Raw genomic sequence first — 25,890 nt, forward strand, 5'->3', positions numbered from 1 at the left:
CTTAATGCGAGAGCCTGACTTATTGTTATAATCTTGCTTTATCCCGTTTAACAGACGACTTCGAATGTAAACGACTCTTGTTTGGCTATTGCGTGCTTAACGGGTATACCAAAGCGCTGGCAAGTCATCAGAACTTTCAGTTTTCTGTCGGCCGGAGCGTGCTCAGAGAGGATCACCGAACTTAGGCACTCTCTATTAAGGTAGAGCTTATTACCCGTTATCTCCTCATCAGGTAACACCCAGCGATATTCCTTTTCATAACGCCAATTAGAATGCTTGAGCTTGAATATTTCGGAACCTAACCCTAATGCCTGCAATCCACTCAATGATTCTAAGTGGGACATGTTTAACTCATCTTCATATTGAACCTCAAAACAGTTGAGGTTGGCCTCGCCGCTATAGCAGTTGAGATCATACTCGATACACATGCCTTTAAAGTTGTCGCCATATTGAGACCATAGTATTGGGTGGTCGCTAGATTGAGAAAAACACATAACCTTGAAATTGTTCTGAAGTTCATTCTTGAATATATGGTTAGATTCAAAAGGATTATTGAAAGTTTTAGCGTAGTCGAACCACAACGAACACTCGGCAATCGACTGTATGTTTCTATCATGGAGAGATCTGAACTTATAAAGTTTAGGCAACATATCAAACACCTAGTTTACAAAATTGCCTGATGTTAACACTTTAATTTGCTTTTATAGCTTGAATGCATTGCATTTGATTGCTTAATCACCAAATTTATTCATATAACTGCTTGATAGGTCGAAATTTAAACACGAAATAGCAGCCTGTTTAAGTGGTTTATCTGGTGGTTGAGCGATAGCGAGCTAGTGTTCGCTTGTTGAAAATAAGATACAACGTAACTTCGAGTTTGTCAGGATGAGGTTGGTAAACAGGGACTGCTGTGTTTAATAAGCTTCGTGTCAATATCTTAAAGCTATCGGATATATTCTCTAGATCGATTCCAACGATATCCCAGTAAACTAAGTGTGACGTAAAGTACCCATGTGAAACGCGTGCGCATGTTAATTGTTTTAGATGCTAGCACGAACATTGGCGTCAGAAGAAAAGCCACATGAAAAGTTGGTGACGGTTGTAGGTAAAATAACTCAATTTGATTGGCTATTGATAAAGGTGTCGTTTTGGTGTTATCAATAAAGATGGTCGCCTGTGTGAAATCTGAAAAGAAAACAACAGCATGCCCACAAGATTCACACACAACACAGCAAAAATGACTACAAACAAGAGCATGAATCAGTAAACGAGAAGAGAAAAGCTTTCTGTTGATAAAGTTTGTGTGAATGGAGACCAAATTCGACGGTACAGACGTTGGACACATATATAGCTATTTGTTTTTTGTGATCTTAAGAGAACGCTGGTGAACGCTTAAGTAGACCAATACAGGTTAGATTAGGCGGACATTTTAAAGTGGCTCAAACCGGACATTACTAAATTGCTCTAACAGCCTATGTCAATCCCATTTTAAAATGTCCTCATTTGTCCCAAATAGAAATGTCCCCTTGTTAGGTCTTTCGACTGGAAGCTTTGAATGGTTCGGTGAGGACAGGGTTGATGGCTCGAGGTGCTGTTTGAAGGGCTCTTTGTTGTGCACGGCGCTTGGGGGCTTTCTTACTGCGGGTTCGTTGCTGTTGTTGTTCGAATTCTTCTTGTTGTTGCTGAGCAAATTTTAAAACTTGGCCGAGGCGTTTGTTGTCGACGATTTGGGCTTGTTGAACGTGCTCGAGTTTGTCGAAGGTTTTGAATTCGAGTTTTCGATGCCCGTATTGGATGGCAATTTCACCGTTTGGGTAGTCGAGTATCTTGACATGTTCGTGCGCTAGTCGGCTGTTTTCTTCAGTAGGTTCAATGAGATAAACCACTTTATCGTATTGAAATGTCAGCGACTTTGAGAGCTTGCGGGTTTCTTGCCAACTGAAAATATCGTTGAGTTCTTGCTTGGACTCTCGAACCGGACGATGCATGTTTTTCGGGTATTGAGCGGGCTTAGCAAAGCGGTGGTTAAAATCGGCGATGAAGTAGGGAAGCCAGGCGTTGGCTTGCTCGATGGTGTTGATGCCTTGTAAGCGCATCTCTTTAACCAGCCGGTCTTGCAACGTGAGATTGGCTCGCTCAACACGGCTTTTGGCTTGGGAGCTGTTGGCACAAATGAGTTCTATCGCCAGCTCTTTCAGCACGCGCCCGTATTGGGTTTGGCCAACTTGTTTGTGTTTCTCCTGATTCACTCGAAATATGGAGTGTTTGTCGCTGTAAAATGCGATGGGTTTACCGTGCTCATTGAGGTATTCACGCGTGGTCAACATGTAGTCAAATGCGGATTCTGTCTCACTGAATCTTAGGTTCATCAAACGGCCAGTCGCATCATCAATGAACACCAATAGGCAGCATTTGTCGCTGCGGCCTTCAAACCAGTCATGATGGGAGCCGTCAATTTGGATAAGTTCCCCCAAGCAATCACGACGGTAACGAGGCTGATAGACTCGAGGTTTGCGTTGTGAATGTGGAAGCCACAGTCCGTCGGCGATCATCCATTGACGGAGTGTTTCTTTAGAGACGGATAGATTGTGTCGTTCAGTCAGTTTTTCCAGAGCGAACGTTGGTGAGAAGTCAGAGTAATGCTCACGGATAAGTTTCAGTATTTCAATTCTGAAATGTTCTGAGTAGCGTCGATTACTTGGGCGTCCACGCGCTGCGTGTGTAAGACTTTGAGCGCCAAGAGAGACAAGTTTGTTTACCAAACGTCGGATATGACGGGCAGACAGATTCAAAATGATAGCAGCGTCAACTTGGCGTAGTCGTTTTTCACGTACGTCAGTAAGCACCTTGAATCGATGAATATCTTTTTCACTCATAGTAATAAGCATCCGGATAACTCCTAAGCAGACCAATATAGGTAAGCTTAGGAGGACATTTTAAAATGGCTCAAACCGGACATTACTAAATTGCTCTAACAGCCTAAGTGCGTATTATGTACGTTATGTTAAATTGGATTTGATGTTTATAAGGCGGGTACCATTCTATGATGCCCTGTCTTTTGTTTATCTACCAAATTGACGTTCTATTTAACAGTAAAGCTATTTACCATAAAATACCTAATAAACATATTTCCTAATCTTTGATTAAGAATACGTTTATTAGACTTCAAGCATTAATCGATCAATTGCTTCTGTGATCTCTTTGGTTCTTACTGGCTTGGTCACGAAATCATTCATGCCGACGTCTAAGCACGAACATTTGTCTTCTACTGATGTGTGTGCCGTTAGTGCGACGATTGGTATTTTGATGTTGGCATCTCTCATGTGCTTGGTTGTGGTTAGTCCATCCATCACTGGCATCGACATATCCATTAAAATAATGTCTATCGAGTCAATGGCTTTTTCAACAAAACCAATAGCTTCTTCACCGTTGCTGGCGATGAAAACTTTGTGGCCTTGTCGCGTCAGGATTAACTTAATGACCATTTGATTCGTTGGATTGTCTTCGACAACTAACACCGAATAACGGCTTCTTAACTCGGGTGAACATTTATTGTCTTCATTATTGGCCAGATTGTTCTTAACTCTGGTAAGCACTGGCAACTGTACTTCGAATTTTGAACCTTTTCCTGGCTCACTCTCTACCGATATACGTCCACGCATCAGCTCAACTAGTCTTTTGGTTATTGCCAAACCTAAACCAGTGCCACCAAATCTGCGTGTGATTGTGCTATCAGCTTGTACAAATGGACTGAATAGCGACGAAAGTTGTTGCGAGCTAATGCCAATACCGGTGTCTTCTACCGTTATATAGAAAGAGCTCTGCTGGTACTTGATAGAAACGTGGACATGCCCACGTTCAGTGAACTTAATCGCGTTGCCAATCAGATTAAATAGGATTTGTGCTAGGCGACTTGGATCTATGTAATGAAGTTCGCCTTCAGGGATATCGCTTGTTACTGTTAGCGCCAAACCTTTATCGTCTGCTGTCTTCTTTTGTTCAGATAATACAAAAGTTACAGTGTCTCTTACATTGCTCCATTGAGGTGTTAGAGAGAAACATCCAGATTCAATTTTAGAAAAGTCCAACACGTCACTGATAATTGCTAATAGAAGCTCTGATGACGTGCTCATATTAAGAACTATAGACTGTTGTTCTTCGTTGAGTGACGTGGATTTTAGTGTGTCGATTAAGCCAATGATAGCATTTAGCGGTGTTCTCAACTCGTGACTCATCATCGCGAGGAATTCAGACTTGGCCTTGTTAGCTCTTTCTGCGTCTTTTCTTGCCGTGACTAGTTCTGCAGTACGTTCTCTAACTGTCGCTTCAAGCTTTTCTTTGTTCTCAATATCGAAAACAGCGCGCTCTATTAGCGGGCGGAAACGGTTTAGTGTGGCTTTGGTTTCAATACTAAAGTGCTTAGTATTTGAGTGGATAAAAATGATAACGGACTGTGTTAGACCACTATCTATCCCAGTAATCAGCACTGAATTGATTTGGTCGAGAATAATGGGATGCAGAGAGTTAAATTCCCCAAGAGATTTGGGTTCGAAAAGGATGGCACATTCACCATTAATGACTCGCGATAGTTTGCCACAATCACTCCAATTCATCTGTTCGAAGACTTTGTTATTGGTTAGCAAAGTTTTGAAGCTACCTTCGTTCCCTACCCTTGATACCACTATAAAGTCATCAAATTTAATGTATTTTTTGAGTACGAACTCAAGGCTGGAGAATATCTCAGATATATTACTCGCCTTACTGATCGCTGAGATGGTTGATAAGATCACCCTGTTCTCTTCAGCCAGTTTTCGCTCACGGGCTTTTAGTTTTTGCAGTTCAATACGAGCTTCTTGCAGCGCTTCTTGACCTTCAGACCCCATTACTTTCTCAACCTATAAAACGTTGCAGACGATACCATTAAATTCCCGTGTGCATTCTCACCGCCAGATAGCCTACCTTGCTCACCAAACGTGAATGGACATATGTAAGGAAGCCCGTTAAGTGCTTGATTTATTTGCTCACAAACCTCCTCCATGTCTTGTTTTAGATTCAACATTGGACCGGCACAAAATATATTGATCGCCCCTAATTTCTCTTCAAGATCCATATCGTTGTAGTACGAGGAGTGAATGATGTTCGCGGCGCGGCTGATCAATTGCTGCTTGGAGCCTTGCATCAAATAAATGGTGTCGCCTTCACTGATATCCGTAAAGAGCTCGATACCGTTGCACTCCGTTTCGCGAATTGAGTGAGATAGTTTGAAATACGGATAGTTGTAAGATGTACCGACTTTTCTGCCTAGTGGATAGACAGATGACTTTTCAAAGATATAGCCGTCGTCACTGCCACCTAAATGGAAATTAGTCCATTCATTGTAAACCGTGGCGGCTGGCCTGTGATCTATCTCAAGCAAGATTCTATTTCTTACTTTGGTCACGGTTCCTAAGTATCGCGTAGGCGTGTGCCCTGCACTGAATGATGAATAGATAGACTGAGAGGAGAAAAAGACGGTTAATGAGACGCCATTAATTGAGAGTGACTCTTCGGTAAAGATACTCCAATTTCCAGAAACCTGATTGTCTGCAGCACTGCCACCGATAATTGGAACCTCAGTGCCGAATTTCTTATCGATAGCCGCCATCACTTTCTCTTCATTACCAGGAGTGGAATGAAGCAAGATAAGGTCGGGAATTTCACCTTCTCGGTTGGCGTTCTTGAGTGCTTTATCGATCGCGCTGAAGGTGCTGGCGTCTATGGAGTCACCGAAGTGCTCAATGCCCGTGCCGTAAGCGTTGATGCCTGAATCATAAATGATGAGCACACCGATCACAGGCCCTGAATGGAATCCAGTTTCAGTCATAATCCCATGGCATGTCGTGCATCCATGTATTGGAATATTAGGGAGAGCATCTACGAAATATCTCTGCACAGCGAGTGTCGAGTACTCTTCTGTGCAGTAGCAAATAAGACAAGCGATATCCTCGGGGTTTTCTACCCCAAGAAGAAGTTCATCTACGGCGATTTTATCATCTAGAGAATAAGAGACTTTTGATAGAAATTTCATAGAGTTCTGGAAACTTTATTAATGTTGTCTTTATAACACTTTAATGCGCAAGGTTTCACTGATTTAGTCAATATTTCTATTAAAGAGCGAGGTGTTGCTCAGTTTTGAGTTTTATTCTTTTGAGAGATTTACTGTATACGTCATGACCTGTTGTGGAAATGTAACCGTTATTGAGGAAGTCTTATCATTGGTTTGTAAAAGCCAAGATGAAGCCCCTTTCGATTCTAAAACTCCGCTTCCATCATAGTTAATGATAAATTTGCCAGTTTTAGATGTTTCAATTGAATACCCCTGACTATTGCCCGAAATCGAAACATTATTATTATCAATACCAAATTCACAAGGTTTTGAAACTATACAGCTTATTGTTTCGTTATTATCGTATGTTACTGTTCTCCAAGTAAATGCAGCTATTAAAATAATCAACATGACGATAATTTGAACAAGCCTGCCTTTTGTTAGCTTTTGTGCCGCCATTATAATCTTTACTCCTTGTTACAAAGTTCAAAGTTTTTAAATAAAAATCCAATTCCAGACCAAGCGTAAGGTTACTACTCTGTCATTGATTTGTTAATTCAAGTATAGTGTCGCGTTGAAAATGCCACTTTTTTTAAAATCAGCAAGTGGAAATAAAGCCCTGAATAGGCTGAATTTCCTTTTCTAATTTGGGTGGCATTACGACGTGAGTCGTGTTGGAAGTAAAGTGTAGTAAATAAGAAATTGGAAGCATGCAAATGAGCCAAGAAAAGCAGCTTGAACAAAACTACAACTATACGGTCGTCCGTCAATTTACCCTAGTTACAATTTTGTGGGGTATTGTCGGTATGGGCGTTGGTGTTTTGATTGCCGCTCAATTAGTTTGGCCACAGCTAAACTTTGATACGCCGTGGTTGACGTACAGTCGTTTACGTCCCCTGCATACTAATGCGGTTATTTTTGCGTTCGGTACAAGTGCGCTGTTTGCAACATCATATTATGTTGTACAACGTACCTGTCAGACGCGTCTCTTTGGTGGCCCTCTCGTAGCCTTTACCTTTTGGGGTTGGCAAGCGATTATCCTGTCCGCTGCAATTACTTTACCGTTAGGTTTAACCTCTGGTAAAGAATATGCGGAACTTGAATGGCCAATCGATATTGCTATTACTCTTGTGTGGGTAGCTTATGCGGTCGTGTTCTTCGGAACAATGATAAAGCGTAAGACATCGCACATTTATGTAGCAAACTGGTTCTTCGGAGCCTTCATCATCACGGTTGCCGTGTTGCACATCGTTAACAGCCTTGCTGTTCCTGTATCTGCGTTTAAATCGTACTCGATTTATTCCGGTGCGATCGATGCAATGGTGCAATGGTGGTACGGACACAATGCGGTAGGCTTCCTATTGACAGCTGGTTTCCTAGGTATGATGTATTACTTCGTTCCTAAACAAGCTGGTCGCCCTGTTTACTCTTACCGTTTGTCGATTGTTCACTTCTGGGCTCTAGTGTCTTTGTATATCTGGGCTGGTCCTCACCACCTACACTACACTGCACTTCCTGACTGGACTCAATCTCTAGGTATGGTTATGTCTTTGGTTCTGTTTGCTCCATCTTGGGGTGGCATGATCAACGGTATTATGACTCTATCTGGTGCGTGGCATAAGCTTCGCTACGACCCAATCCTACGTTTCCTAATTGTTTCTCTATCATTCTACGGCATGTCGACTTTCGAAGGCCCAATGATGGCAATCAAAACGGTTAACGCACTATCTCACTACACGGACTGGACTATCGGTCACGTTCACTCTGGTGCGTTAGGTTGGGTTGCAATGGTTTCTATCGGTTCGGTTTACCACTTAGTTCCTAAACTATTTGGTCAAGAGCGTATGTACTCTGTATCTCTAATCAATGTTCACTTCTGGTTGGCAACGATTGGTACGGTTTTCTACATTGTTGCAATGTGGATCTCTGGTGTGATGCAAGGTCTGATGTGGCGTGCAGTTAACTCTGACGGTACATTAACTTACAGCTTCGTTGAATCTGTAGAAGCGTCTTACCCGTTCTACTTTGTACGTTTCTTAGGTGGTTTCATCTTCCTATCTGGTATGTTCTTAATGGCATACAACACGTACAAAACTGTTTCTGCACCTAAAGATAGCCTTAAAGCTATCGCTCAACCGGCTTAAGGAGATTTAGAATGAGCTCAAATTCAAATAATCGCCATGAGTTGGTAGAGAAGAACGTTGGCCTACTAGCGATCTTGATCGTTATTGCTATCAGTTTTGGTGCGTTAGTAGAAATTACCCCTCTTATTTTCCAAAAGCAGACAACTGAACCCGTAGAAAACCTACGTGTTTACTCTGCTCTCGAAATGGAAGGTCGTGATATCTACATTCGTGAAGGTTGTAACGTATGTCACAGCCAAATGATTCGTCCTTTCCGCTCCGAGACTGAACGTTACGGTCACTACTCTGTAGCTGGCGAAAGCGTTTGGGAACATCCATTCCTATGGGGTTCTAAGCGTACTGGTCCTGATCTAGCGCGTGTTGGTGATCGTTACTCTGATGAGTGGCACCGTGTTCACCTTATCGACCCTCGTGAACTTGTTCCTGAATCAAACATGCCTGGTTTCCCATGGCTTGCTGAGAATGTACTTGATGGCAAATTGACTCAACAGAAGCTTGAACTCTTCCGTAATCAATTTGGTGTTCCTTACACAGATGAACAAATTGCTAACGCTAAACAAGATGTTGAAGGAAAAACAGAGATGGATGCAATCATCGCTTACCTTCAATCGCTTGGCCACGCAATGAAATAAGGAATAATTATGGACATTATTACATTTCAAAGTGTTTGGACTGTGACTGTTTTTGCTTGCTTCATCGGCATCGTTTGGTGGGCATACGGCAAGAACCGTAAATCACGTTTCGACGAAGACGCGAACCTAGTGTTTGCTGACGACGAGCCAGCAACAAGTTCTAAAAATGAAGGAGTGACAAAGTAATGAGTACATTCTGGAGTATCTGGGTTAGTGCGATTACGATTGGTACCCTAATTGGTTGTGCTGTCTTACTTCGTTGGTGTTTTAAAGATAAAACAGGCGTTGAAGAAGGTCATGATATGGGCCATGAATACGATGGTATTCGTGAGCTTAACAACCCACTACCAAAATGGTGGACATACCTTTTCATCAGTACGATTGTTTTTGCAGCGGTTTATCTTGCTCTATACCCAGGCCTTGGCAACTTTAAAGGTCTACTAGGTTGGACAAGTTCAAACCAAGAAGTGCGTAGCATTGAAGAGTCTCGCTCTGCAATTGCTGCTGCGCAAGCAAACAAACAGTTAGATGCGTACGCGAAAGAGCTTGATGATGCAGACACCTACTTCGGTGAAGCATTCAGAAAGCTTGCTCACGACGAAAACGGTTTACGTTCAATCCCTGACATTGCATCAGATGCTGACGCAATCAAAGTGGGTCAACGTTTATTCTTGCAAAACTGTTCTCAGTGTCACGGCTCTGATGCACGTGGTCAGAAAGGTTTCCCTAACCTAACTGACGATGCATGGCTATATGGCGGTGAGCCTGAGGCTATCGTAACAACAGTTATGCACGGTCGTGTTGGTCAAATGCCTGGTTGGAAAGACGCGCTTGGCGAAGAAGGCGTAAAAGAAGTAGTTAGCTACACGCTTAGCCTTTCTGGTCGTAGCGTAAACGCACGTGAAGCAGAAGCTGGTAAAGCTCGTTTCGTAGTGTGTGCTGCGTGTCACGGTACTGATGGTAAGGGTAACCCTGCTGTTGGCGCTCCTGACCTAACTGACCGCGATTGGTTGTTTGGCGATTCTCGCGCAGATGTAACTGAAACAGTTATGTACGGACGTTCTGGTGTAATGCCTGCTTGGAAAGACATTCTAGGCGAAGACAAAGTACAGCTAGTTTCATCTTACGTGTGGAGCTTAAGCAACTCAGATAATAAGTAACATTTCAATAACAGCCTCTTTCTAAGAGGCTGTCTTTCCTTTATTTTAGAACCCCTTCTTTTTATTCTTTTTTGAGATATTTTTTATGGTAAAGCCTTGGTATAAACAGTTTTGGCCGTGGTTCTTAATCGCGTTGCCAGCTACAGTAGTTATTTGGACCATCATGACGGTTATTGTGTTTACGCAGAACTCTGTAGACCTAGTGACTGAGGATTACTATAAAAAAGGAAAAGGCATTAATGTCGATATTTCGAAAGTAAACATCGCTAAAGAATTAGGTCTGTCAGCTTTAGTTAACGAAAAAGGTAACTCGGTTATCATTACTCTAGATAAAGGTAAACTTGAGCACTTTCCTGCTATTAACGCGATGTTCGTTCACAGAACGCTGCCTGACCGTGATTTCACTCAACTGCTGACTGCAGATGCGAGAGGCAACTACACCTTGACTCTAGACCACGAAATGCAAGGTCCATGGTTTATCGAGCTTTCTCCGCACGATTCAGAATGGCTAGTGCAAGGTCGTATGAACTTCCCTATTGAAACTCCTACTCAACTAACGAACTAAAGCTTATGTGTGAATCCTGTTATCACTGCGGTGAAGATGTACCAGCGGAAACGGATTTTAAAGTAGAGATCTTAGGATCGACTCGTAAGATGTGTTGTCCGGGTTGCGAAACCGTAGCCCAGACAATCGTTGATAGCGGTTTGGTTTCTTACTACCAATATCGCACCGCTCCTGCTGAAAAAGCTGATCTAGTGCCAGAGCAACTGCTGGCACTCAGTCATTACGACAATGAAGATGTTCAATTAGAGTTCGTTCGTAACTCTGAAAACACCTCTGAAGTGACATTGTCACTAGAAGGTGTTTCTTGTGCCGCCTGTGCATGGCTTATTGAGAAGCAAGTCTCTTCAAAACAAGGTGTTGGTAGCATTCGTGTGAATACCACTACTAACCGTGCCCTACTTAGCTGGGACAACACGCAAGTTAAACTGAGCGAGTTGTTATCGGCAATCCATACCCTTGGCTATAAAGCAGCGCCTTTCGAGGCTGACCAACAAGAAGCGGCCTACCACCGCTCAATGAAGAACTACTTGTATCGCCTTGGTGTCGCTGGCCTAGCGACTATGCAAGTCATGATGCTTGCAGTGGCTCTATATCTTGAAGTGTTTGGTAACCTTGAGCCTGAGTTTAAAAACTACTTCCGTTGGGTCAGCTTGATCTTCGCGACGCCGGTTCTGCTCTACTCTGCATTGCCTTTCTATATTAATGCGTGGCGAAGTATCAAAGGTCGAACATTAGGCATGGATGTGCCCGTTTCGATTGCTCTGTTGTTTGCTTACGTTGCTAGTTTGGTGGCGACGGTCACAGAGAAAGGTGAAGTGTTCTTTGAGTCTATCTCGATGTTCACTTTCTTCCTATTGCTTGGTCGCTTTCTTGAAATGCGTGCTCGTCGTAAAGCAGCCGCCGCTAGCGGTAATCTGCTTAAGCTTGTTCCTGCGATGGCAACAACGTTAGATGGCGAACAAGTTCCGGTAAAGACCTTAAAAGTTGGCGACCAAATACGCGTTCTTCCTGGTGAACACATTCCTGCCGATGGCAAAGTATTGTCTGGTCGAGTTCATATTGATGAATCGATGCTGACTGGTGAATCTATCCACGTAGTGAAAAACGAGGGTGATACTGTCTTCGCTGGTACATTGAATGGTGACGAGTCGTTTGAACTGGAAGTGATGACATCAAAAGCGGATTCGGTGATTTCCAATATCGTTCGTCTGCAAGATGAAGCGCAACTTTCTAAGCCTAGAATTGCTGAAATCGCTGATGTGGTGGCTCGATACTTTGTTGCGGTTATCCTGATCATTTCTTTTGGTACTTGGTTCTACTGGCACCAAACACGCCCAGAAGATGCTTTCTGGATTATGCTTTCGGTACTTGTTGCGACATGTCCTTGTGCTCTATCGCTTGCAACACCGACTGCAATAACCTGTTCAACTTCTCGCATGGGTAACTTCGGTATTTTGCTGCGCAAAGGCCATGTATTCGAAACCTTGTGCAAAGTGAATCACTTGATCATTGATAAAACTGGCACATTGACTGAGGGTGATATTCGTATCAGCCAAGTTGAAACCTTCGCTGAACTTGATAAAGACACCTGTCTCAAAGTAGCGGCGAGCTTAGAACAACATGCTAACCACCCTATTGCGAAAGCGTTCAAGACTCATATTTCTGATGATATCCAAGTAGAATCAGTCAATAACGTGATTGGTTCAGGCATCACTGGTGAATGGAATGGCGATGAAGTCGCTATCGGTAGTAGTGAATTCATTTTAGGTCAAGCTCAACGATCGGAAAGTAACGGTATTTACTTGTCGATGGCGGGCCGTCATATTGCAACGTTTACATATGAAGATCCCATTCGCAAAGAAAGCATCGAGTTTATTAAGCAATTTAAAGATGCGGGAATCAAAACGACACTGCTTACTGGCGATTCTTTGATTAACGCGAAGCCTGTTGCTGAAGAGATCGGTATTACAGACATTGTTGCTAACGCGAAACCTGAAGATAAGCTTGCTTACCTGAACTCTCGAGATGCAAGTGACATTACCATGATGGTTGGCGATGGCATTAATGATGCTCCTATTCTTGCGGGTGCCCACCTTTCCGTTGCTATGGGCGGCGGTACCGATGTGGCGAAAGCCTCTGCAGATATGGTGTTACTGGGTGATAAGCTTGATAGATTACTTAAGTCCCGTACATTGGCGCTAAAAACGCGTAAGATAATCCGTGAAAACTTGGCGTGGTCATTAGGATATAACTTACTTATTCTTCCATTGGCTGTCGCAGGTTTGGTTGCTCCTTACATTGCCGTTGTTGGCATGTCTGCTAGCTCTATTATTGTTGTGTCTAACTCGTTAAGGCTTTTAAAAGAGCAAGGTAAATAATGGAAAGTTTATACATACTCATTCCAATCGCGATCGTACTTGTGTGTATCGCTGTCGGTATCTTTCTATGGGCCGTTAAGAGCGAACAGTTTGAAGACCTCGAACGCCAAGGTCACAATATTCTGTTTGATGAAGACGAAAAGGCTCACAACCATTCTGATAGCAAACCTGTTAAGAATGAGAAAGCTAACAGCGAAAGCCAAACTAACGTAGACAAAAAGAACGATGACGCCTGATTGGATCGGAGCCTTTGTTGTTGGATTGATCGGCGCAGGCCACTGCATGGGAATGTGTGGTGGTATTGCGTCGCTTCTGTCAATTGGCAACAGTAAACCTTCCCCTGTTATTCCCCTACTTTATAACCTAGGGCGCTTGCTCAGTTATGCCGTGATTGGCGGCGTGATTGGTGGTGCAATTTCTTCGATTGGCCAGCTCAGCGATTTTAATGCTCTGCTGGGTTGGCTGCGTTTGTTTGCTGCTGGCTTTATGATCATACTAGGTTTGTATATTGGTAAATGGTGGTTTGGCTTGCTGTTCTTTGAAAAAGTCGGACAGAAACTATGGCGTTATATCTCTCCTTTAGGTAAATCATTTTTACCATTGAAGCACCCTAGCCACGCTTTGCCGTTTGGCTTTATCTGGGGTTGGCTTCCGTGTGGTCTCGTTTATTCGATGCTTACATGGGCAGCAGTATCAGGGAGTTGGTACAACGGTGCTGGTATCATGCTTGCTTTCGGTTTAGGTACGCTTCCAGCAATGCTCACAGTGGGTATGGGCGCTAATATCCTCAAAAAACTGCAACAAGCTGACTTATTTCGTCAATTAGGCGCAATTTTAATCCTCATTTACGGTTTCTATACTGGTTATATGGCATTGCAGCTCATTATTTATACCGTATAGCTGTTCTTTAAATCCGGTTTTTTTACTACCCTTTAGGATTAAGGAATGCTAAAATATTGACGTATATCAAATAGTGAAAGATTGTTATGATTTCTGAAAAGCCTGTGACGAAACGTGTTCAGTCTGGTGGCTGTGCGATCCATTGCCAGGATTGTAGTATTAGCCAGCTCTGTATTCCGTTTACTTTGAATGAATCTGAACTCGATCAACTTGATCAGATCATTGAGAGAAAAAAGCCTATTCAAAAAGGCCAAGAGTTATTTAAAGCCGGTGACGAGCTTAAATCTCTATATGCTATTCGCTCTGGAACGATCAAGAGCTACACGATTACCGAGCAAGGTGATGAGCAAATTACTGCATTCCACCTAGCGGGCGATCTTGTTGGCTTCGATGCGATTACTGGTGACCTACACCCTAGTTTCGCACAAGCGCTAGAAACTTCTATGGTATGTGAAATTCCATATGAGATTCTTGATGACCTATCAGGAAAAATGCCTAAATTGCGTCAGCAAATCATGCGCCTGATGAGCAACGAGATTAAAGGTGACCAAGAAATGATTCTGCTTCTTTCAAAGAAGAACGCGGAAGAGCGTCTTGCTGCATTCCTTTACAACCTTTCTACTCGCTTCTCTCAACGTGGTTTCAGCCCGCGTGAGTTCCGTCTAACGATGACTCGTGGCGATATTGGTAACTACCTTGGGTTGACTGTTGAAACAATTAGTCGTCTTTTAGGTCGTTTCCAAAAAGCAGACATCTTGAGCGTTAAAGGTAAATACATCACTATCGAAGATCACGATGCGTTGATGGAACTTGCTGGCGTTTCAAAAGAATAGTCTAGATATCAATGATGTAGTTCAATAATGAGCTACATCATGTTTCTCTCTTAAAACCTCTTATATTTCTCTTAATCTCTCCATAACTACGCTACATTATTTATATGTTCGGTCTGAAAAGTAGGCTTAGTTATGAGTATCTATAACAAAATTTTAGTTGTCGCAGACATTAATCACGATGAGCAACCTGCTCTAGTTCGTGCTATCCAACTTGCCAAGAAAAGCACCTCAACAAGCCACATCACTTTCTTTTTGTCGATATACGACTTCTCGTATGAAATGACATCTATGCTCTCTGTCGATGAGAGAGACGCAATGCGTAAAGGCGTGATTCACCAGCGTGAAATCTGGATGAATAAAGTCGCAGAACCTTACCTAGATGATTCTATTGAATTTAATGTACAAGTGGTTTGGCATAACCGCCCATACGAAGCGATCATTGCCGAAGTTTATAGTGGCGAGCATGATATCTTGATCAAAGGTACGCGCAAGCACGATACCTTGGAATCTGTCATCTTCACTCCAACCGATTGGCATCTGTTGAGAAAGTGCCCTAGCCCAGTACTATTAGTTAAAAACGATTTCTGGCCAGATCACGCGAAGATTTTTGCTTCAGTTCATGTTGGTTCGGAAACAGAAGCTCACTTAGAGCTTAACGATACAATAGTCGATAGGTTACTAGAGATCACGAGTCGTTTAGATGCTGAACCGTTATTGGTCAATGCCTACCCAGTAACCCCTGCAAATATTACTATTGAACTACCAGAGTTTGATCCAACGTCTTATACCGACGCGGTTCGTGGCCATCACTTAACAGCCATGAAAGCGTTGCGCCAGAAGCACGGTATGTGTGAAGAGCAAACTGTGGTTGAGCAAGGCTTACCTGAAGATGTTATTCCTCGTGTAGCTTCTGAAAATAACGCAGCGATGGTGATCCTAGGGACAACGGGTCGTACTGGCTTGTCTGCCGTGTTTATTGGCAATACAGCGGAACATGTTATCGACAAGATTAACTGTGATGTGTTGGCTCTTAAGCCATCTGGTTACGTGAGCCCATTAGACCCTAACCTTTCGAAAGGTTAAGTCAGCGAAAAGTTTAACTTATAAAAAACGCCTCAAACATTGCTTGAGGCGTTTTTGTTTATCTAGAGTAACGCCATTCCAAATACAGAATGGCTAATATCATCTTTATCCACTCAAATGGCTAAACATTCGTCACGTCGATGAACATTGACTCATCAATGTTTGAAGATGAGATTTCAGCTTCTTCGAATTCGTATGCTTTGCGGTCTTCACTACGGTCTAGAGGAAGGTTCACGAAGTCAAACAGCTCGCGGTCAGCCAGTTGGCTTGGGCTTACATTCTGGATTGACTTGAAGATCTTCTCAACTCGACCAGGCGTTTTCTTATCCCAATCAATTAGCATCGCTTTAATGTTCTGACGCTGTAGATTCTCTTGTGACCCACATAGGTTACAAGGAATGATTGGGAACTCTTTGTGCTCAGCGTATTTGATTAGGTCCGTTTCACGGCAGTAAGTCAGTGGACGAATAACAACGTTACGACCATCATCTGAACGAAGCTTAGGTGGCATAGCCTTAAGACGAGCGCCGTGGAACATGTTAAGGAACATGGTCTCAACGATGTCGTCTAGGTGGTGACCAAGTGCGATCTTAGTTGCGCCAATCTTCTCTGCGAATGAGTACAAAGTACCACGACGAAGACGAGAACATAGGCCACACGTTGTTTTGCCTTCTGGCACTTTCTCTTTAACCACCGAGTACGTGTCTTTATCTACGATGTAGTAAGGAATGTTCAGCGTTTCAAAGTACTCAGGAAGAATGTGCTCAGGGAACCCAGGTTGTTTTTGGTCTAGGTTTACCGCAACAACATCAAATTTGATTGGTGCTGCTTCACGCAAACGTAGCAAAATATCTAGCATCGCAAATGAATCTTTACCGCCACTAATACATGCCATTACCACATCATTCTCTTCGATCATGTTGTAGTCGATGATGGCATTTCCAACATTTCTTCTCAGACGTTTCTGAAGTTTGTTGAATTCAAGTGTTTCTTTTCTATTATCGTTTTGGTTCATTGCGACTCTCACACCGTCGTATTACCGACTGTAGATTGCTAGTGGGACTGTTTTAGGGCGTGGATTATACGGATTTTTATTTCATGTTGAAATAGTAACGGTAGGATAAACAAGCTGAGTATTAGAAAGATTCTGCTTTTATTGTGCGATAAGCTCCCTAAGCGGTAGAGAAACGCAGCTTCGCAAGCTCTCGGTTGGTATCGCAGATAATGAAAAGCAGCCTGATCTTATTCGACGAGGCTGCTTTAAGACATGTCATGAAAACTTAGGGGAATTATTGCGCGGGAATGTACGGCAATACGCGCACTGTTGCTTCTGGTAACGTGATGCTGTCACTTCCATTCAACTCCGCTAAGGTGAATTTCGCTCGCCCTTTTTTGATTGGTATTTGCTTGCCGTTTGAAAGCTCGATGTTGCTTTCAAGCTTATTAGCGAACTCCAGCGTTAACCCTTGGATATCTGGTGTGAACCAGCCAGAGAACATACCGCTGACATCTTCAAGCATCGCCTGCATCTGTGGTAATAGGCTTTCTAGCTGTGCAACTTCAACAGTTCCAACTAAAGGCTCTTGCGTCATCACAACTAAAGAATACGCACACTCTTGTTCTTGTGTTTGTACAAAGATAAGAGGGTTTGCTGAACGCAGATTTTGATCTACCGGTAGAAGCAGTTCATTGGCTGGAGAGACTTTTAGCTCTTCATAATGTTCTTCCTTCTCCATCCACGCTTTGCTGATGTGACAGATTGTTTGAGCTTGTTGATCCACAAAGAAGACCGCAACTTTGACGTCATCATGCCCTTCTTTGGTGTTGTTTTTAAGCTGTGTGTAGAGCTTGGAATACGTGAACATGTATTCTTGAGCTGAAGCCGGAAGAGAAACCCCAAGGCTGAATGAGGCTAATAGAGCGAGTACTGTCTTTTTCATTATTATAATCTTGTCGAAGTTGAGCGTTCATAATTAAAAAGAGCAGCCATTAGCTGCTCTTTGTGTGATATTACTTGGTGTAAGCCGACTATCGAAGGCAACCAAGTTGGTATCAAAATGAGTTACTTTTTCCAGTATACCTTGTTGTGACGGATCATGGCTTGTAAATCAGTCACATAGTCGGAACCTCGCTCAGAATATTTTAGCAAGCCGTTGGTGAGCTCTGTCGCAGATGCGGTCGTTAACAAATCGTCGCCCTGTGCAGCCAGTTTTGCTCGAATCGCTCTTAAATCGGCATAAGCACGATTACGGTTCAGGTTCATGAAGTAACGATGAACGGATTCTTGGCTTGAAGAGAATGTAGCGACTTCATGCGAACTGCCTTCGTTACGTTGTAGCGGAACAAGGCCACAACCTTTGGTATAACACCAGTGTCCGAAATAGTTGTTGGCTTTGGTGGCGAAACGCGACGTTCCCCAAGCTGACTCATTCGCGGCCTGTGTCAGTACAAGCGCTTCTGGCAGTACATTGACGCGGTTAAGCATCTCTGTCAGCCATGCCTGATCCAAACCTTCACTCGGCACCGGTAAGCTATATAACTTCCCTAACCTTTTCGCATAAGACGCGTCTTCAGAATCAATACTGTTTAAACCAGATTCAGAGAGCTTAGTTAAAAACGCGCGTTCTTTGCTGATACGTTTGTTTTCAATATTGATACTTGGACGTAGGAACGAAAAGAACGTCTCTTTTTTCTCGTTCACATCTTCGATGGCCGCGAAGTTTGGTGTGCTCGAAGAAGCCGTCAAGTCGCCAAATTGATCAGTTGAATTGGCACTCTGCTCTGTCGTACGTCGTCGTTCTTCTTGGTAAATATAAGGACCAATCAGTGAAATAGAGCCAACAAGAGCCAGTGCAGTCACTTTAAGCGCAAGTGATTTGCTTGCGCCTGCCTGTGTGTTTTTATGCATCGAACACCTGTGGGTTTTTGTTATTGTCGTCGTTATTGCTGTCGTTGTTATCGTCATCGCCCTTTGGACGATCTGAAGCAATCAGTTTTAACTTGATGCCAAACATCTCACGGTAAAGGATACCTTTCACGTGGAAGAAGAATGGAAGAACAAAGATTAAGCCAATGCCATACATCATTGCAGCCACGATGAACATCAACATAACCATTAGGTAGATAGACGCGACTACGAAGATCTTCTTGTTTACCGCTCTTAATGAAAGCAGTAGCGATTGCATTGGCGGCACTTTCTTATCACAAATCAGCAGAATCGAATGGCTGAACGCAAGTGAGAAGTAGATAGACAAGAATGGGAGAATCATCCCTGCGATGCCTTGAAGCATTAGGCTAAACAAAGTCACTAGAATAACGGGAACCGTAAACTGCAAACCTTTTCCGATGTGACGAACCTTAGTTTGTAGACCAGCAGCGTGACTCATTGCCATTAAACAAATACCGGCATAGATCGGCGCGCTGATCACCTCATAGCTAAAGTTCGCAATAAAAATCGATTCAACAATTTGTGGCGTGAATGACTCTGGGTCAATAACCGCATCCAAGATAACCGCGGGATCACCAAGCTGCAGTTTAAGTGCGATATAAAAGATGGCCAGTTGCACGAACATCAAAGCAATAATCGCAGGGGAAAACGAAAGAAAGTGACTTATCGTATGTTTCCAAGCTTCTTGGAATACAGCCGTTGCTTTGAGCTCATAATCGCCAGAAAGTGCACGGTTGATACTACCGCCCAAATTAAAATCTTTTTCGATGTCGTTGTTCATATTGATACCTAGGTGCGCCAATTAAACTAAGCGACCTAACTTATTGATAAAAAATTACCTTCATTATACTCATATGTCGGATACAAACTAAAATATGAATCTGTAACAAGGCTTGCTTTTGCGTCTTAATGGTTAATAATTAGACACTTGTCGGGGTGTAAACCCAGTAAATAACAGTATGGTAAAGGATGTTTACTTTTACCTGCGAAATTTTTTATCTTCGAAAGGTAAAAAATGCTTTGAATTCACGTTTTTGGTGATTATGATGCGCGCCTTAAAGGTGTATAGCAACAGGTCTCAAATAGAACCAAGGTGGAGAAAAACAGACGTTGAACGCTAAAAAATCAGTAGGAAAGCCAGTAGTACAGCTAACTGGCATCAGTAAAAGTTTCGATGGTAAGGAAGTCATCGGCAATCTGGATTTAAACGTAAATCATGGTGAGTTTCTCACGATCTTAGGCCCATCAGGTTGTGGTAAAACAACCGTACTAAGAATGATTGCGGGTTTTGAAACGGCAGATAGTGGTCAAATACTATTAGCTGAACAAAACGTAACCCAAGTTCCTGCTGAACAAAGGCATGTAAACACTGTATTCCAAAGCTATGCCCTATTCCCACATATGACCGTTTTCGACAATGTGGCATTTGGCTTACGCATGCAGAAAGTTCCAAACAGCGAGATTGAGCCTCGTGTAATGGATGCTTTAAAAATGGTGCGCTTAGAACAAATGGCACAACGAAAACCACACCAGCTATCTGGTGGCCAACAGCAACGTATCGCAATCGCTCGTGCTGTCGTTAATAAGCCAAAAGTTCTTCTATTGGATGAATCTCTATCTGCTCTTGATTACAAGTTACGTAAACAGATGCAAATCGAGCTGAAACAATTACAACGCCAACTTGGTATCACGTTCATTTTTGTAACGCATGACCAAGAAGAAGCGCTGTCTATGTCTGACCGCATTATCGTTATGCGTGATGGCGTGATTGAACAAGATGGAACACCAAGAGAGATCTACGAAGAGCCTAAGAACCTATTTGTAGCGCGTTTCATTGGTGAAATTAACGTATTCGAAGCGACAGCGAAATCTCGTCAAGATGAAAAACGCATTGTTGCGACAATCGAAGGTGAAGAGTCCATTATCTATCATGATAAAGACGTAACACCGGGTCAAAAACTGCAAGTATTGCTTCGCCCTGAAGATCTTCGTATCGAAGAAATTAAAGAGTCTGAGCAACGCGGTATTGTTGGCCATATTGTCGAGCGAACCTATAAAGGTATGACATTAGATTCAGTCGTAGAACTTGAATCTGGTATGCGTGTCATGGTTAGCGAATTCTTCAACGAAGATGACCCTGATGTTGATCACTCACTGGGCCAAAAAGTTGCAGTAACTTGGGTTGAGAGCTGGGAAGTGGTATTAGAAGATGAGCAAGAAGTTTAATTTACAAAACGCAATTGTTGCTTTAATCACAGGTTGGTTAGTGCTGTTCGTGATGATTCCAAACATCATGATCATCGGTACTAGCTTTTTAACTCGTGATGAAGCGAACTTGATCGAGATGACCTTCACTCTCGATAACTACGTGCGTTTGGCTGACCCGCTGTATTTTAAAGTGTTGATGCACTCTTTCTATATGGCAATTGTCGCAACCCTACTTTGTTTAATTATTGGTTACCCGTTCGCTTACATCGTGGCAAAAATGCCAGCGAAGTGGCGTCCAATCATGTTGTTCCTAGTGATTGTCCCATTTTGGACTAACTCTTTGATTCGTACTTACGGGTTGAAAATTGTACTGGGTACTCAAGGTGTCTTAAACAAAAGTTTGTTAGCGCTAGATATCATTGATAAACCGCTACGTATCATGTACTCAGAAACCGCTGTAATGATCGGTTTGGTATACATCCTACTTCCGTTCATGATTCTTCCGCTGTATTCAGCGATTGAAAAACTGGACGATACGTACTTAGAAGCGGCTAAAGATTTAGGTGCGAACAAACTGCAAACGCTATTGAAAGTCGTACTGCCCCTAACAATGCCAGGCATTATCGGCGGCTGTCTGTTGGTGCTATTGCCTGCGTTGGGCATGTTCTACATCTCTGACCTATTAGGTGGAGCTAAGAACCTATTGATTGGTAACGTGATTAAGAGCCAGGTGCTCAACGCTCGAGACTGGCCATTTGGTGCAGCGACGAGTATCGCACTGACCATGGCAATGGCTGTGATGCTGTATGCCTACTACCGAGCAGGTAAGCTATTGAACAAGAAAGTGGAGCTAGACTAATGGGTCGCACAGTTAAGTTCAGCTTTATGGCGTTGGTATACGCCTTTCTATACCTACCTATTATCGTATTGATTGCGAACTCGTTTAATGCCAATAAGTTTGGTATGAAATGGGGTGGTTTCACCACTAAATGGTATGACGCGCTTATTAACAACGACAGCCTAATGCAGGCTGCGTGGCACTCGATCAACGTAGCGGTGTTCTCAGCAACAGCTGCAACGATCGTCGGCAGCCTAACAGCAGTAGCCCTATTCCGTTACCAATTCAAAGGTAAAGGCATCGTCAATGGCATGCTGTTCATCGTAATGATGTCACCAGATATCGTAATGGCAATTTCGCTTCTTGCGCTATTCTTGGTAATGGGTGTTCAACTGGGGTTCTTTACCCTACTGGCTGCTCACATTACCTTCTGTCTACCGTTCGTTGTGGTAACGGTTTACAGTCGCTTGAATGGCTTTGATGTGAAAATGCTTGAAGCTGCAAAAGACTTGGGTGCAAGTGAATGGACGATTCTAAAACAGATCATTCTTCCTCTTGCTAAGCCTGCGGTTGCTGCGGGTTGGTTATTGAGCTTCACTCTGTCTTTGGACGATGTGATCATCAGCTCTTTCGTAACAGGGCCAACGTATGAAATCTTACCACTGAAGATTTACTCAATGGTTAAAGTGGGTATCTCTCCTGAGGTCAACGCCCTAGCAACAGTGATGTTAGTGGTGTCGTTAATACTGGTGATTATTTCTCAGTTATTAGCGAGAGAAAAAATCAAGTAAGTCTCCTACTCTATAAAGAGACAGACTTGATTAGAAGTTAAGAAACTTCAAGTTCAAAAAAGTGTTAATCATAAACAGAATGGTAAATTGCCATTCTGTTTTTCTATCTACTGCCTTCGGGCAACGTTTAGTTTGGAGCTAACGTCAATGAAAAAATGGGCTACTCTATTAGCTGGTAGTGCATGTGCGCTTTCAATGTTATCTGCACCATCTTTTGCAAAAGATAACAAAGAGTTGGTATTTATGAACTGGGGACCTTACATCAATAGTGAGATCCTAGAACAGTTCACCGATGAAACTGGCATCAAGGTGATTTACTCAACTTACGAGTCGAACGAAACCTTGTACGCAAAGCTAAAAACACACAACAAAGGTTATGACCTGGTTGTTCCGTCGACTTACTTCGTATCTAAGATGCGCGACGAAGGTATGCTACAAAAGATCGACAAAACTAAGTTGGACAACTTCAAGAATTTAGATACTAACTACCTGGATAAGCCGTACGACCCAAGTAACGACTACTCTATTCCACACGTAGTTGCGATCACAGGTCTTGCTGTTAACACTGACATGTACGATCCAGAAGATTTTCAAAGCTGGGCTGACCTATGGAAGCCTGAGCTCGAAGGTCAACTAATGATGATGGATGACACCCGTGAAGTGTTCCACATTGCTCTACGTAAGTTAGGTTACTCAGGTAACACAACCAATGAGAAAGAGATCGACGAAGCGTACGCTGAGCTACAAAAGCTAATGCCTAACGTTCTAGTATTTAACTCAGACAACCCAGGCGCGCCATACATGTCTGGTGAAGTCGGTCTTGGTATGCTTTGGAACGGTTCTGCAGCAGCGGCTCAAAACGAAGGTTTACCAATTAAACTGGTGTTCCCTAAAGAAGGCGGCATCGGTTGGGTTGATAACTTTGCAATCAGCTCTGGCGCAACAAACGTAGAAGCGGCTCACAAGATGATCGACTTCCTACTTCGCCCTGAAATCGCTGAGCAAATTTCTCGTGACACAGGCTACCTAACTGCAGTTAAAGCGTCTAATAAGAAGTTTAAAGACAGCCCAGCGCTGTTCCCATCGCAAGAAGATCTTGACCGTGTTGAATGGCAAGCCGCGGTTGGTGATAAGACAGTGAAGTACGAAGATTACTTCATGAAACTTAAAGCAGGCCAGTAACTTAGCTTATTATCTAACCGCGAGTAAGTAGCAGGTTTACTTAACAAGACGATGTAGATAATCAACAAGTTAAAAATAAGAATATCAATGAATAGGCAGCTTAGGCTGCCTATTTTATTTTTTCACTGCTATAATATAGCGCGATTTTTCGAAATCCTTTTACTTTGGGTCACTACCCAGCTCCAAATCAAACAAATGAACGGAACAGTAATGAAAAAAACACTGTATACCGGCGCATTGTGTGCTGCTACTTTACTTTCTACACCCTCTTTCGCAGCTGACCAAGAATTGTATTTTTACAACTGGTCTGAATATATTCCAAATGAAGTGCTAGAAGACTTCACAAAAGAGACGGGCATTAAAGTTTATTACTCTACTTATGAGTCTAACGAAAGCATGTACGCTAAGTTAAAAACTCAAGGTACGGGTTATGACCTAGTTGTTCCTTCTACTTACTTCGTTTCTAAGATGCGTAAAGAAGGCATGCTTCAAGAGCTTGATAAAACCAAGCTAAGCCACTTTGCTGATTTGGATCCAAACTACTTGGATAAGCCATTTGACCCAAGTAACAACTACTCTATCCCATACATTTGGGGTGCGACGGGTATTGGTATCAACTCAGACATGCTAGACAAATCTTCAGTGAAAAACTGGGGCGACCTGTGGGATACACAGTGGGAAGGTCAGCTGATGATGATGGACGACTCTCGTGAGGTTTTCCATATCGCACTATCTAAATTGGGTTACTCTCCAAACACAACTAACCCTGAAGAGATCAAAGAAGCCTACGAAGAACTTCGTAAGCTAATGCCAAACGTATTGGTATTTAACTCAGATTTCCCAGCGAACCCTTACCTTGCAGGTGAAGTGTCTCTTGGTATGCTTTGGAATGGCTCTGCTTACATGGCACGCCAAGAAGGCGCAACGATTGACATTATCTGGCCAGAGAAAGGCGCTATCTTCTGGATGGACAGCCTAGCGATTCCATCAGGAGCTAAGAACATCGAAGCCGCACATAAGATGATCGATTTCCTTCTTCGCCCAGAGAACGCAGCGAAAATTGCTCTAGAGATCGGCTACCCGACTCCGGTGAAAACCGCTTACCCTCTTCTTCCAAAAGAATTTGCTGAAGACAAGAACGTTTTCCCACCACAATCAGTGATGGATAACGGCGTTTGGCAAGATGAAGTTGGCGAAGCGAGCGTCATTTATGACGAGTACTTCCAAAAACTTAAAGTAAACAACTAAGTTATTGTTAGTTAATCAGTTAAGTAAATAAAGCGGCGTAAGCCGCTTTATTTTTTTCAGATTCAGAAACTGACGTGCTTTATTAAAGACAAGGCTTAGGCCGTTAAAGAACCTTTCTCTGAACATAACAATTCCCCGACGAGTTTAGGCACCTCGATACTCGCCTTACCGTAACGTTTCTCTTCAAACTCACTTTCAACCGCGCTTGGTTCGAGGTTTATTTCGATAGTATGTGCACCATGCATTCTCGCATCATGAACAAAGCCAGCTGCTGGATACACCACACCAGATGTACCTATTGAGATAAACAGATCGGCTTCTTCGAGTGCTGAATAGATGTCACCCATTCTCAATGGCATTTCACCAAACCAAACAATGTGTGGACGCATTTGAGCAGGGATTTGGCAGCAGTGACAAAGTTCACCTGTTTCGATGTCACCTTTATGCTCGATAACTTGATTGGATTCACTGCAACGTGCTTTCAAAAGTTCGCCATGCATGTGAATAATGTTGTTGCTACCGCCTCTCTCGTGCAGGTTGTCGATGTTTTGCGTGATGATAGTAACGTTGCCATCAAGTTTGTCTTCAAGCTCTCCTAGGGCTTTGTGAGCCGCATTAGGTAATATACTTTCGCTTTGTAAGCCGTGACGACGTTTGTTGTAGAAAGCTTGCACTAGGTCTGGATCTTTTACGAACCCTTCAGGCGTCGCGACATCTTCGATTTTATGGTTTTCCCATAGCCCGTCTTGTGCTCGGAATGTTTGTATCCCCGACTCCGCAGAGATGCCAGCGCCAGTAAGAATTACGATATTTCGATATGGGAAATGCATACAACGTCCTTTTCAATATGTCACTTTGTAACAGCTTAGCACTGTTCAAATTCCAACAATAGTTTT

Annotated in this window: 25 protein-coding genes; 15 read left to right on the forward strand and 10 right to left on the reverse strand. The window is 43.0% G+C overall.

All coding sequences use genetic code 11. From position 1 onward, the window contains the following. Nucleotides 1-47: 47 nt before the first annotated feature. The 5 genes from AB8613_RS00215 to AB8613_RS00235 form a co-directional block, all read right to left on the reverse strand. Nucleotides 48-650 carry a DUF2971 domain-containing protein gene (locus AB8613_RS00215; protein WP_146489729.1) on the reverse strand — a complete coding sequence of 201 codons (603 nt, stop codon included), beginning with the start codon at nt 648-650 and terminating at the stop codon, nt 48-50. A gap of 879 nt (nt 651-1,529) precedes the next feature. After that, on the reverse strand, nt 1,530-2,876 hold the full coding sequence (locus AB8613_RS00220) for an ISNCY family transposase (protein WP_372384832.1): 1,347 nt from the start codon (nt 2,874-2,876) through the stop codon (nt 1,530-1,532). 282 nt (nt 2,877-3,158) lie between these two features. Next, entirely contained in the window at nt 3,159-4,883 is a 1,725-nt protein-coding gene (locus AB8613_RS00225; RefSeq protein ID WP_327783802.1) for an ATP-binding protein, read from the reverse strand. Next, nucleotides 4,883-6,067, reverse strand: a complete 1,185-nt coding sequence (locus AB8613_RS00230) for an FIST signal transduction protein (RefSeq protein WP_372384163.1) — start codon at nt 6,065-6,067, stop codon at nt 4,883-4,885. Before AB8613_RS00230 ends, AB8613_RS00225 begins: the two co-directional genes overlap by 1 nt. Nucleotides 6,068-6,178: 111 nt before the next feature. Continuing rightward, nucleotides 6,179-6,544 carry a hypothetical protein gene (locus AB8613_RS00235; protein ID WP_372384164.1) on the reverse strand — a complete coding sequence of 122 codons (366 nt, stop codon included), beginning with the start codon at nt 6,542-6,544 and terminating at the stop codon, nt 6,179-6,181. 257 nt (nt 6,545-6,801) lie between these two features. On the opposite strand from AB8613_RS00235, the gene ccoN reads away from it, so the two are divergent. From ccoN to uspE, 10 genes are all read left to right on the forward strand, one after another. Further along, nucleotides 6,802-8,229 carry a cytochrome-c oxidase, cbb3-type subunit I gene (ccoN, locus tag AB8613_RS00240; RefSeq protein WP_050645360.1) on the forward strand — a complete coding sequence of 476 codons (1,428 nt, stop codon included), beginning with the start codon at nt 6,802-6,804 and terminating at the stop codon, nt 8,227-8,229. A gap of 11 nt (nt 8,230-8,240) precedes the next feature. Continuing rightward, the gene (gene ccoO, locus AB8613_RS00245; protein WP_004742292.1) at nt 8,241-8,861 is read left to right on the forward strand and encodes a cytochrome-c oxidase, cbb3-type subunit II; all 621 of its coding nucleotides are present in this window, start codon (nt 8,241-8,243) and stop codon (nt 8,859-8,861) included. 9 nt (nt 8,862-8,870) lie between these two features. Further along, nucleotides 8,871-9,047, forward strand: coding sequence for a CcoQ/FixQ family Cbb3-type cytochrome c oxidase assembly chaperone (locus AB8613_RS00250; protein ID WP_004742291.1), 177 nt, complete (start codon nt 8,871-8,873; stop codon nt 9,045-9,047). Continuing rightward, on the forward strand, nt 9,047-10,021 hold the full coding sequence (ccoP, locus tag AB8613_RS00255; RefSeq protein WP_086711456.1) for a cytochrome-c oxidase, cbb3-type subunit III: 975 nt from the start codon (nt 9,047-9,049) through the stop codon (nt 10,019-10,021). The genes AB8613_RS00250 and ccoP overlap by 1 nt, the downstream gene beginning before the upstream one ends. Before the next feature lie 85 nt (nt 10,022-10,106). Beyond that, nucleotides 10,107-10,586, forward strand: a complete 480-nt coding sequence (locus AB8613_RS00260; protein WP_248386558.1) for a FixH family protein — start codon at nt 10,107-10,109, stop codon at nt 10,584-10,586. A gap of 5 nt (nt 10,587-10,591) precedes the next feature. Continuing rightward, nucleotides 10,592-12,964 carry a heavy metal translocating P-type ATPase gene (locus AB8613_RS00265; protein WP_372384165.1) on the forward strand — a complete coding sequence of 791 codons (2,373 nt, stop codon included), beginning with the start codon at nt 10,592-10,594 and terminating at the stop codon, nt 12,962-12,964. After that, nucleotides 12,964-13,200: a cbb3-type cytochrome oxidase assembly protein CcoS gene (gene ccoS, locus AB8613_RS00270; protein ID WP_017059639.1), complete on the forward strand. Its 237-nt coding sequence runs from the start codon at nt 12,964-12,966 to the stop codon at nt 13,198-13,200. Before AB8613_RS00265 ends, ccoS begins: the two co-directional genes overlap by 1 nt. Next, nucleotides 13,190-13,864 (forward strand): sulfite exporter TauE/SafE family protein, encoded by a 675-nt coding sequence (locus AB8613_RS00275; RefSeq protein ID WP_285954909.1) that lies wholly within the window; start codon nt 13,190-13,192, stop codon nt 13,862-13,864. The genes ccoS and AB8613_RS00275 overlap by 11 nt, the downstream gene beginning before the upstream one ends. 86 nt (nt 13,865-13,950) lie before the next feature. Further along, a complete protein-coding gene (locus tag AB8613_RS00280; RefSeq protein WP_017632474.1) occupies nt 13,951-14,697 on the forward strand; it encodes an FNR family transcription factor in 747 nt (248 codons plus the stop codon). 132 nt (nt 14,698-14,829) lie between these two features. After that, nucleotides 14,830-15,780 carry a universal stress protein UspE gene (gene uspE / locus AB8613_RS00285; RefSeq protein WP_372384166.1) on the forward strand — a complete coding sequence of 317 codons (951 nt, stop codon included), beginning with the start codon at nt 14,830-14,832 and terminating at the stop codon, nt 15,778-15,780. Nucleotides 15,781-15,901: 121 nt separating this feature from the next. Here uspE and ttcA read toward each other — a convergent pair whose 3' ends face one another. The 4 genes from ttcA to AB8613_RS00305 all read right to left on the reverse strand — a co-directional run bounded on the left by ttcA (nt 15,902) and on the right by AB8613_RS00305 (nt 19,508). Continuing rightward, on the reverse strand, nt 15,902-16,795 hold the full coding sequence (gene ttcA / locus AB8613_RS00290) for a tRNA 2-thiocytidine(32) synthetase TtcA (RefSeq protein WP_017059635.1): 894 nt from the start codon (nt 16,793-16,795) through the stop codon (nt 15,902-15,904). 274 nt (nt 16,796-17,069) lie between these two features. Continuing rightward, entirely contained in the window at nt 17,070-17,720 is a 651-nt protein-coding gene (locus AB8613_RS00295; RefSeq protein ID WP_372384167.1) for a DUF2987 domain-containing protein, read from the reverse strand. A 122-nt stretch (nt 17,721-17,842) separates the two neighbouring features. Beyond that, nucleotides 17,843-18,688, reverse strand: coding sequence for a glucosaminidase domain-containing protein (locus AB8613_RS00300; protein ID WP_372384168.1), 846 nt, complete (start codon nt 18,686-18,688; stop codon nt 17,843-17,845). After that, nucleotides 18,681-19,508: a hypothetical protein gene (locus AB8613_RS00305; protein ID WP_285954913.1), complete on the reverse strand. Its 828-nt coding sequence runs from the start codon at nt 19,506-19,508 to the stop codon at nt 18,681-18,683. Before AB8613_RS00305 ends, AB8613_RS00300 begins: the two co-directional genes overlap by 8 nt. A 329-nt stretch (nt 19,509-19,837) precedes the next feature. Between AB8613_RS00305 and potA the strand changes: the two genes are divergently transcribed. From potA to AB8613_RS00330, 5 genes are all read left to right on the forward strand, one after another. Beyond that, entirely contained in the window at nt 19,838-20,953 is a 1,116-nt protein-coding gene (potA, locus tag AB8613_RS00310; RefSeq protein WP_017059631.1) for a spermidine/putrescine ABC transporter ATP-binding protein PotA, read from the forward strand. After that, the gene (gene potB / locus AB8613_RS00315; protein WP_017059630.1) at nt 20,937-21,794 is read left to right on the forward strand and encodes a spermidine/putrescine ABC transporter permease PotB; all 858 of its coding nucleotides are present in this window, start codon (nt 20,937-20,939) and stop codon (nt 21,792-21,794) included. The genes potA and potB overlap by 17 nt, the downstream gene beginning before the upstream one ends. After that, nucleotides 21,794-22,564 (forward strand): spermidine/putrescine ABC transporter permease PotC, encoded by a 771-nt coding sequence (potC, locus tag AB8613_RS00320; RefSeq protein WP_004733706.1) that lies wholly within the window; start codon nt 21,794-21,796, stop codon nt 22,562-22,564. The genes potB and potC overlap by 1 nt, the downstream gene beginning before the upstream one ends. A 147-nt stretch (nt 22,565-22,711) precedes the next feature. Then, nucleotides 22,712-23,746 (forward strand): extracellular solute-binding protein, encoded by a 1,035-nt coding sequence (locus AB8613_RS00325; protein ID WP_372384169.1) that lies wholly within the window; start codon nt 22,712-22,714, stop codon nt 23,744-23,746. 210 nt (nt 23,747-23,956) lie between these two features. Then, nucleotides 23,957-24,994 carry an extracellular solute-binding protein gene (locus AB8613_RS00330; protein ID WP_008217941.1) on the forward strand — a complete coding sequence of 346 codons (1,038 nt, stop codon included), beginning with the start codon at nt 23,957-23,959 and terminating at the stop codon, nt 24,992-24,994. A 95-nt stretch (nt 24,995-25,089) separates the two neighbouring features. On the opposite strand, the gene cobB is transcribed toward AB8613_RS00330, so the two are convergent. Beyond that, on the reverse strand, nt 25,090-25,824 hold the full coding sequence (gene cobB, locus AB8613_RS00335) for a Sir2 family NAD+-dependent deacetylase (protein ID WP_372384170.1): 735 nt from the start codon (nt 25,822-25,824) through the stop codon (nt 25,090-25,092). Between the last annotated feature and the right edge of the window lie 66 nt (nt 25,825-25,890).

The sequence above is a fragment of the Vibrio sp. BS-M-Sm-2 genome (genome assembly GCF_041504345.1).
Classification (GTDB): Bacteria; Pseudomonadota; Gammaproteobacteria; order Enterobacterales; family Vibrionaceae; genus Vibrio; species Vibrio satsumensis.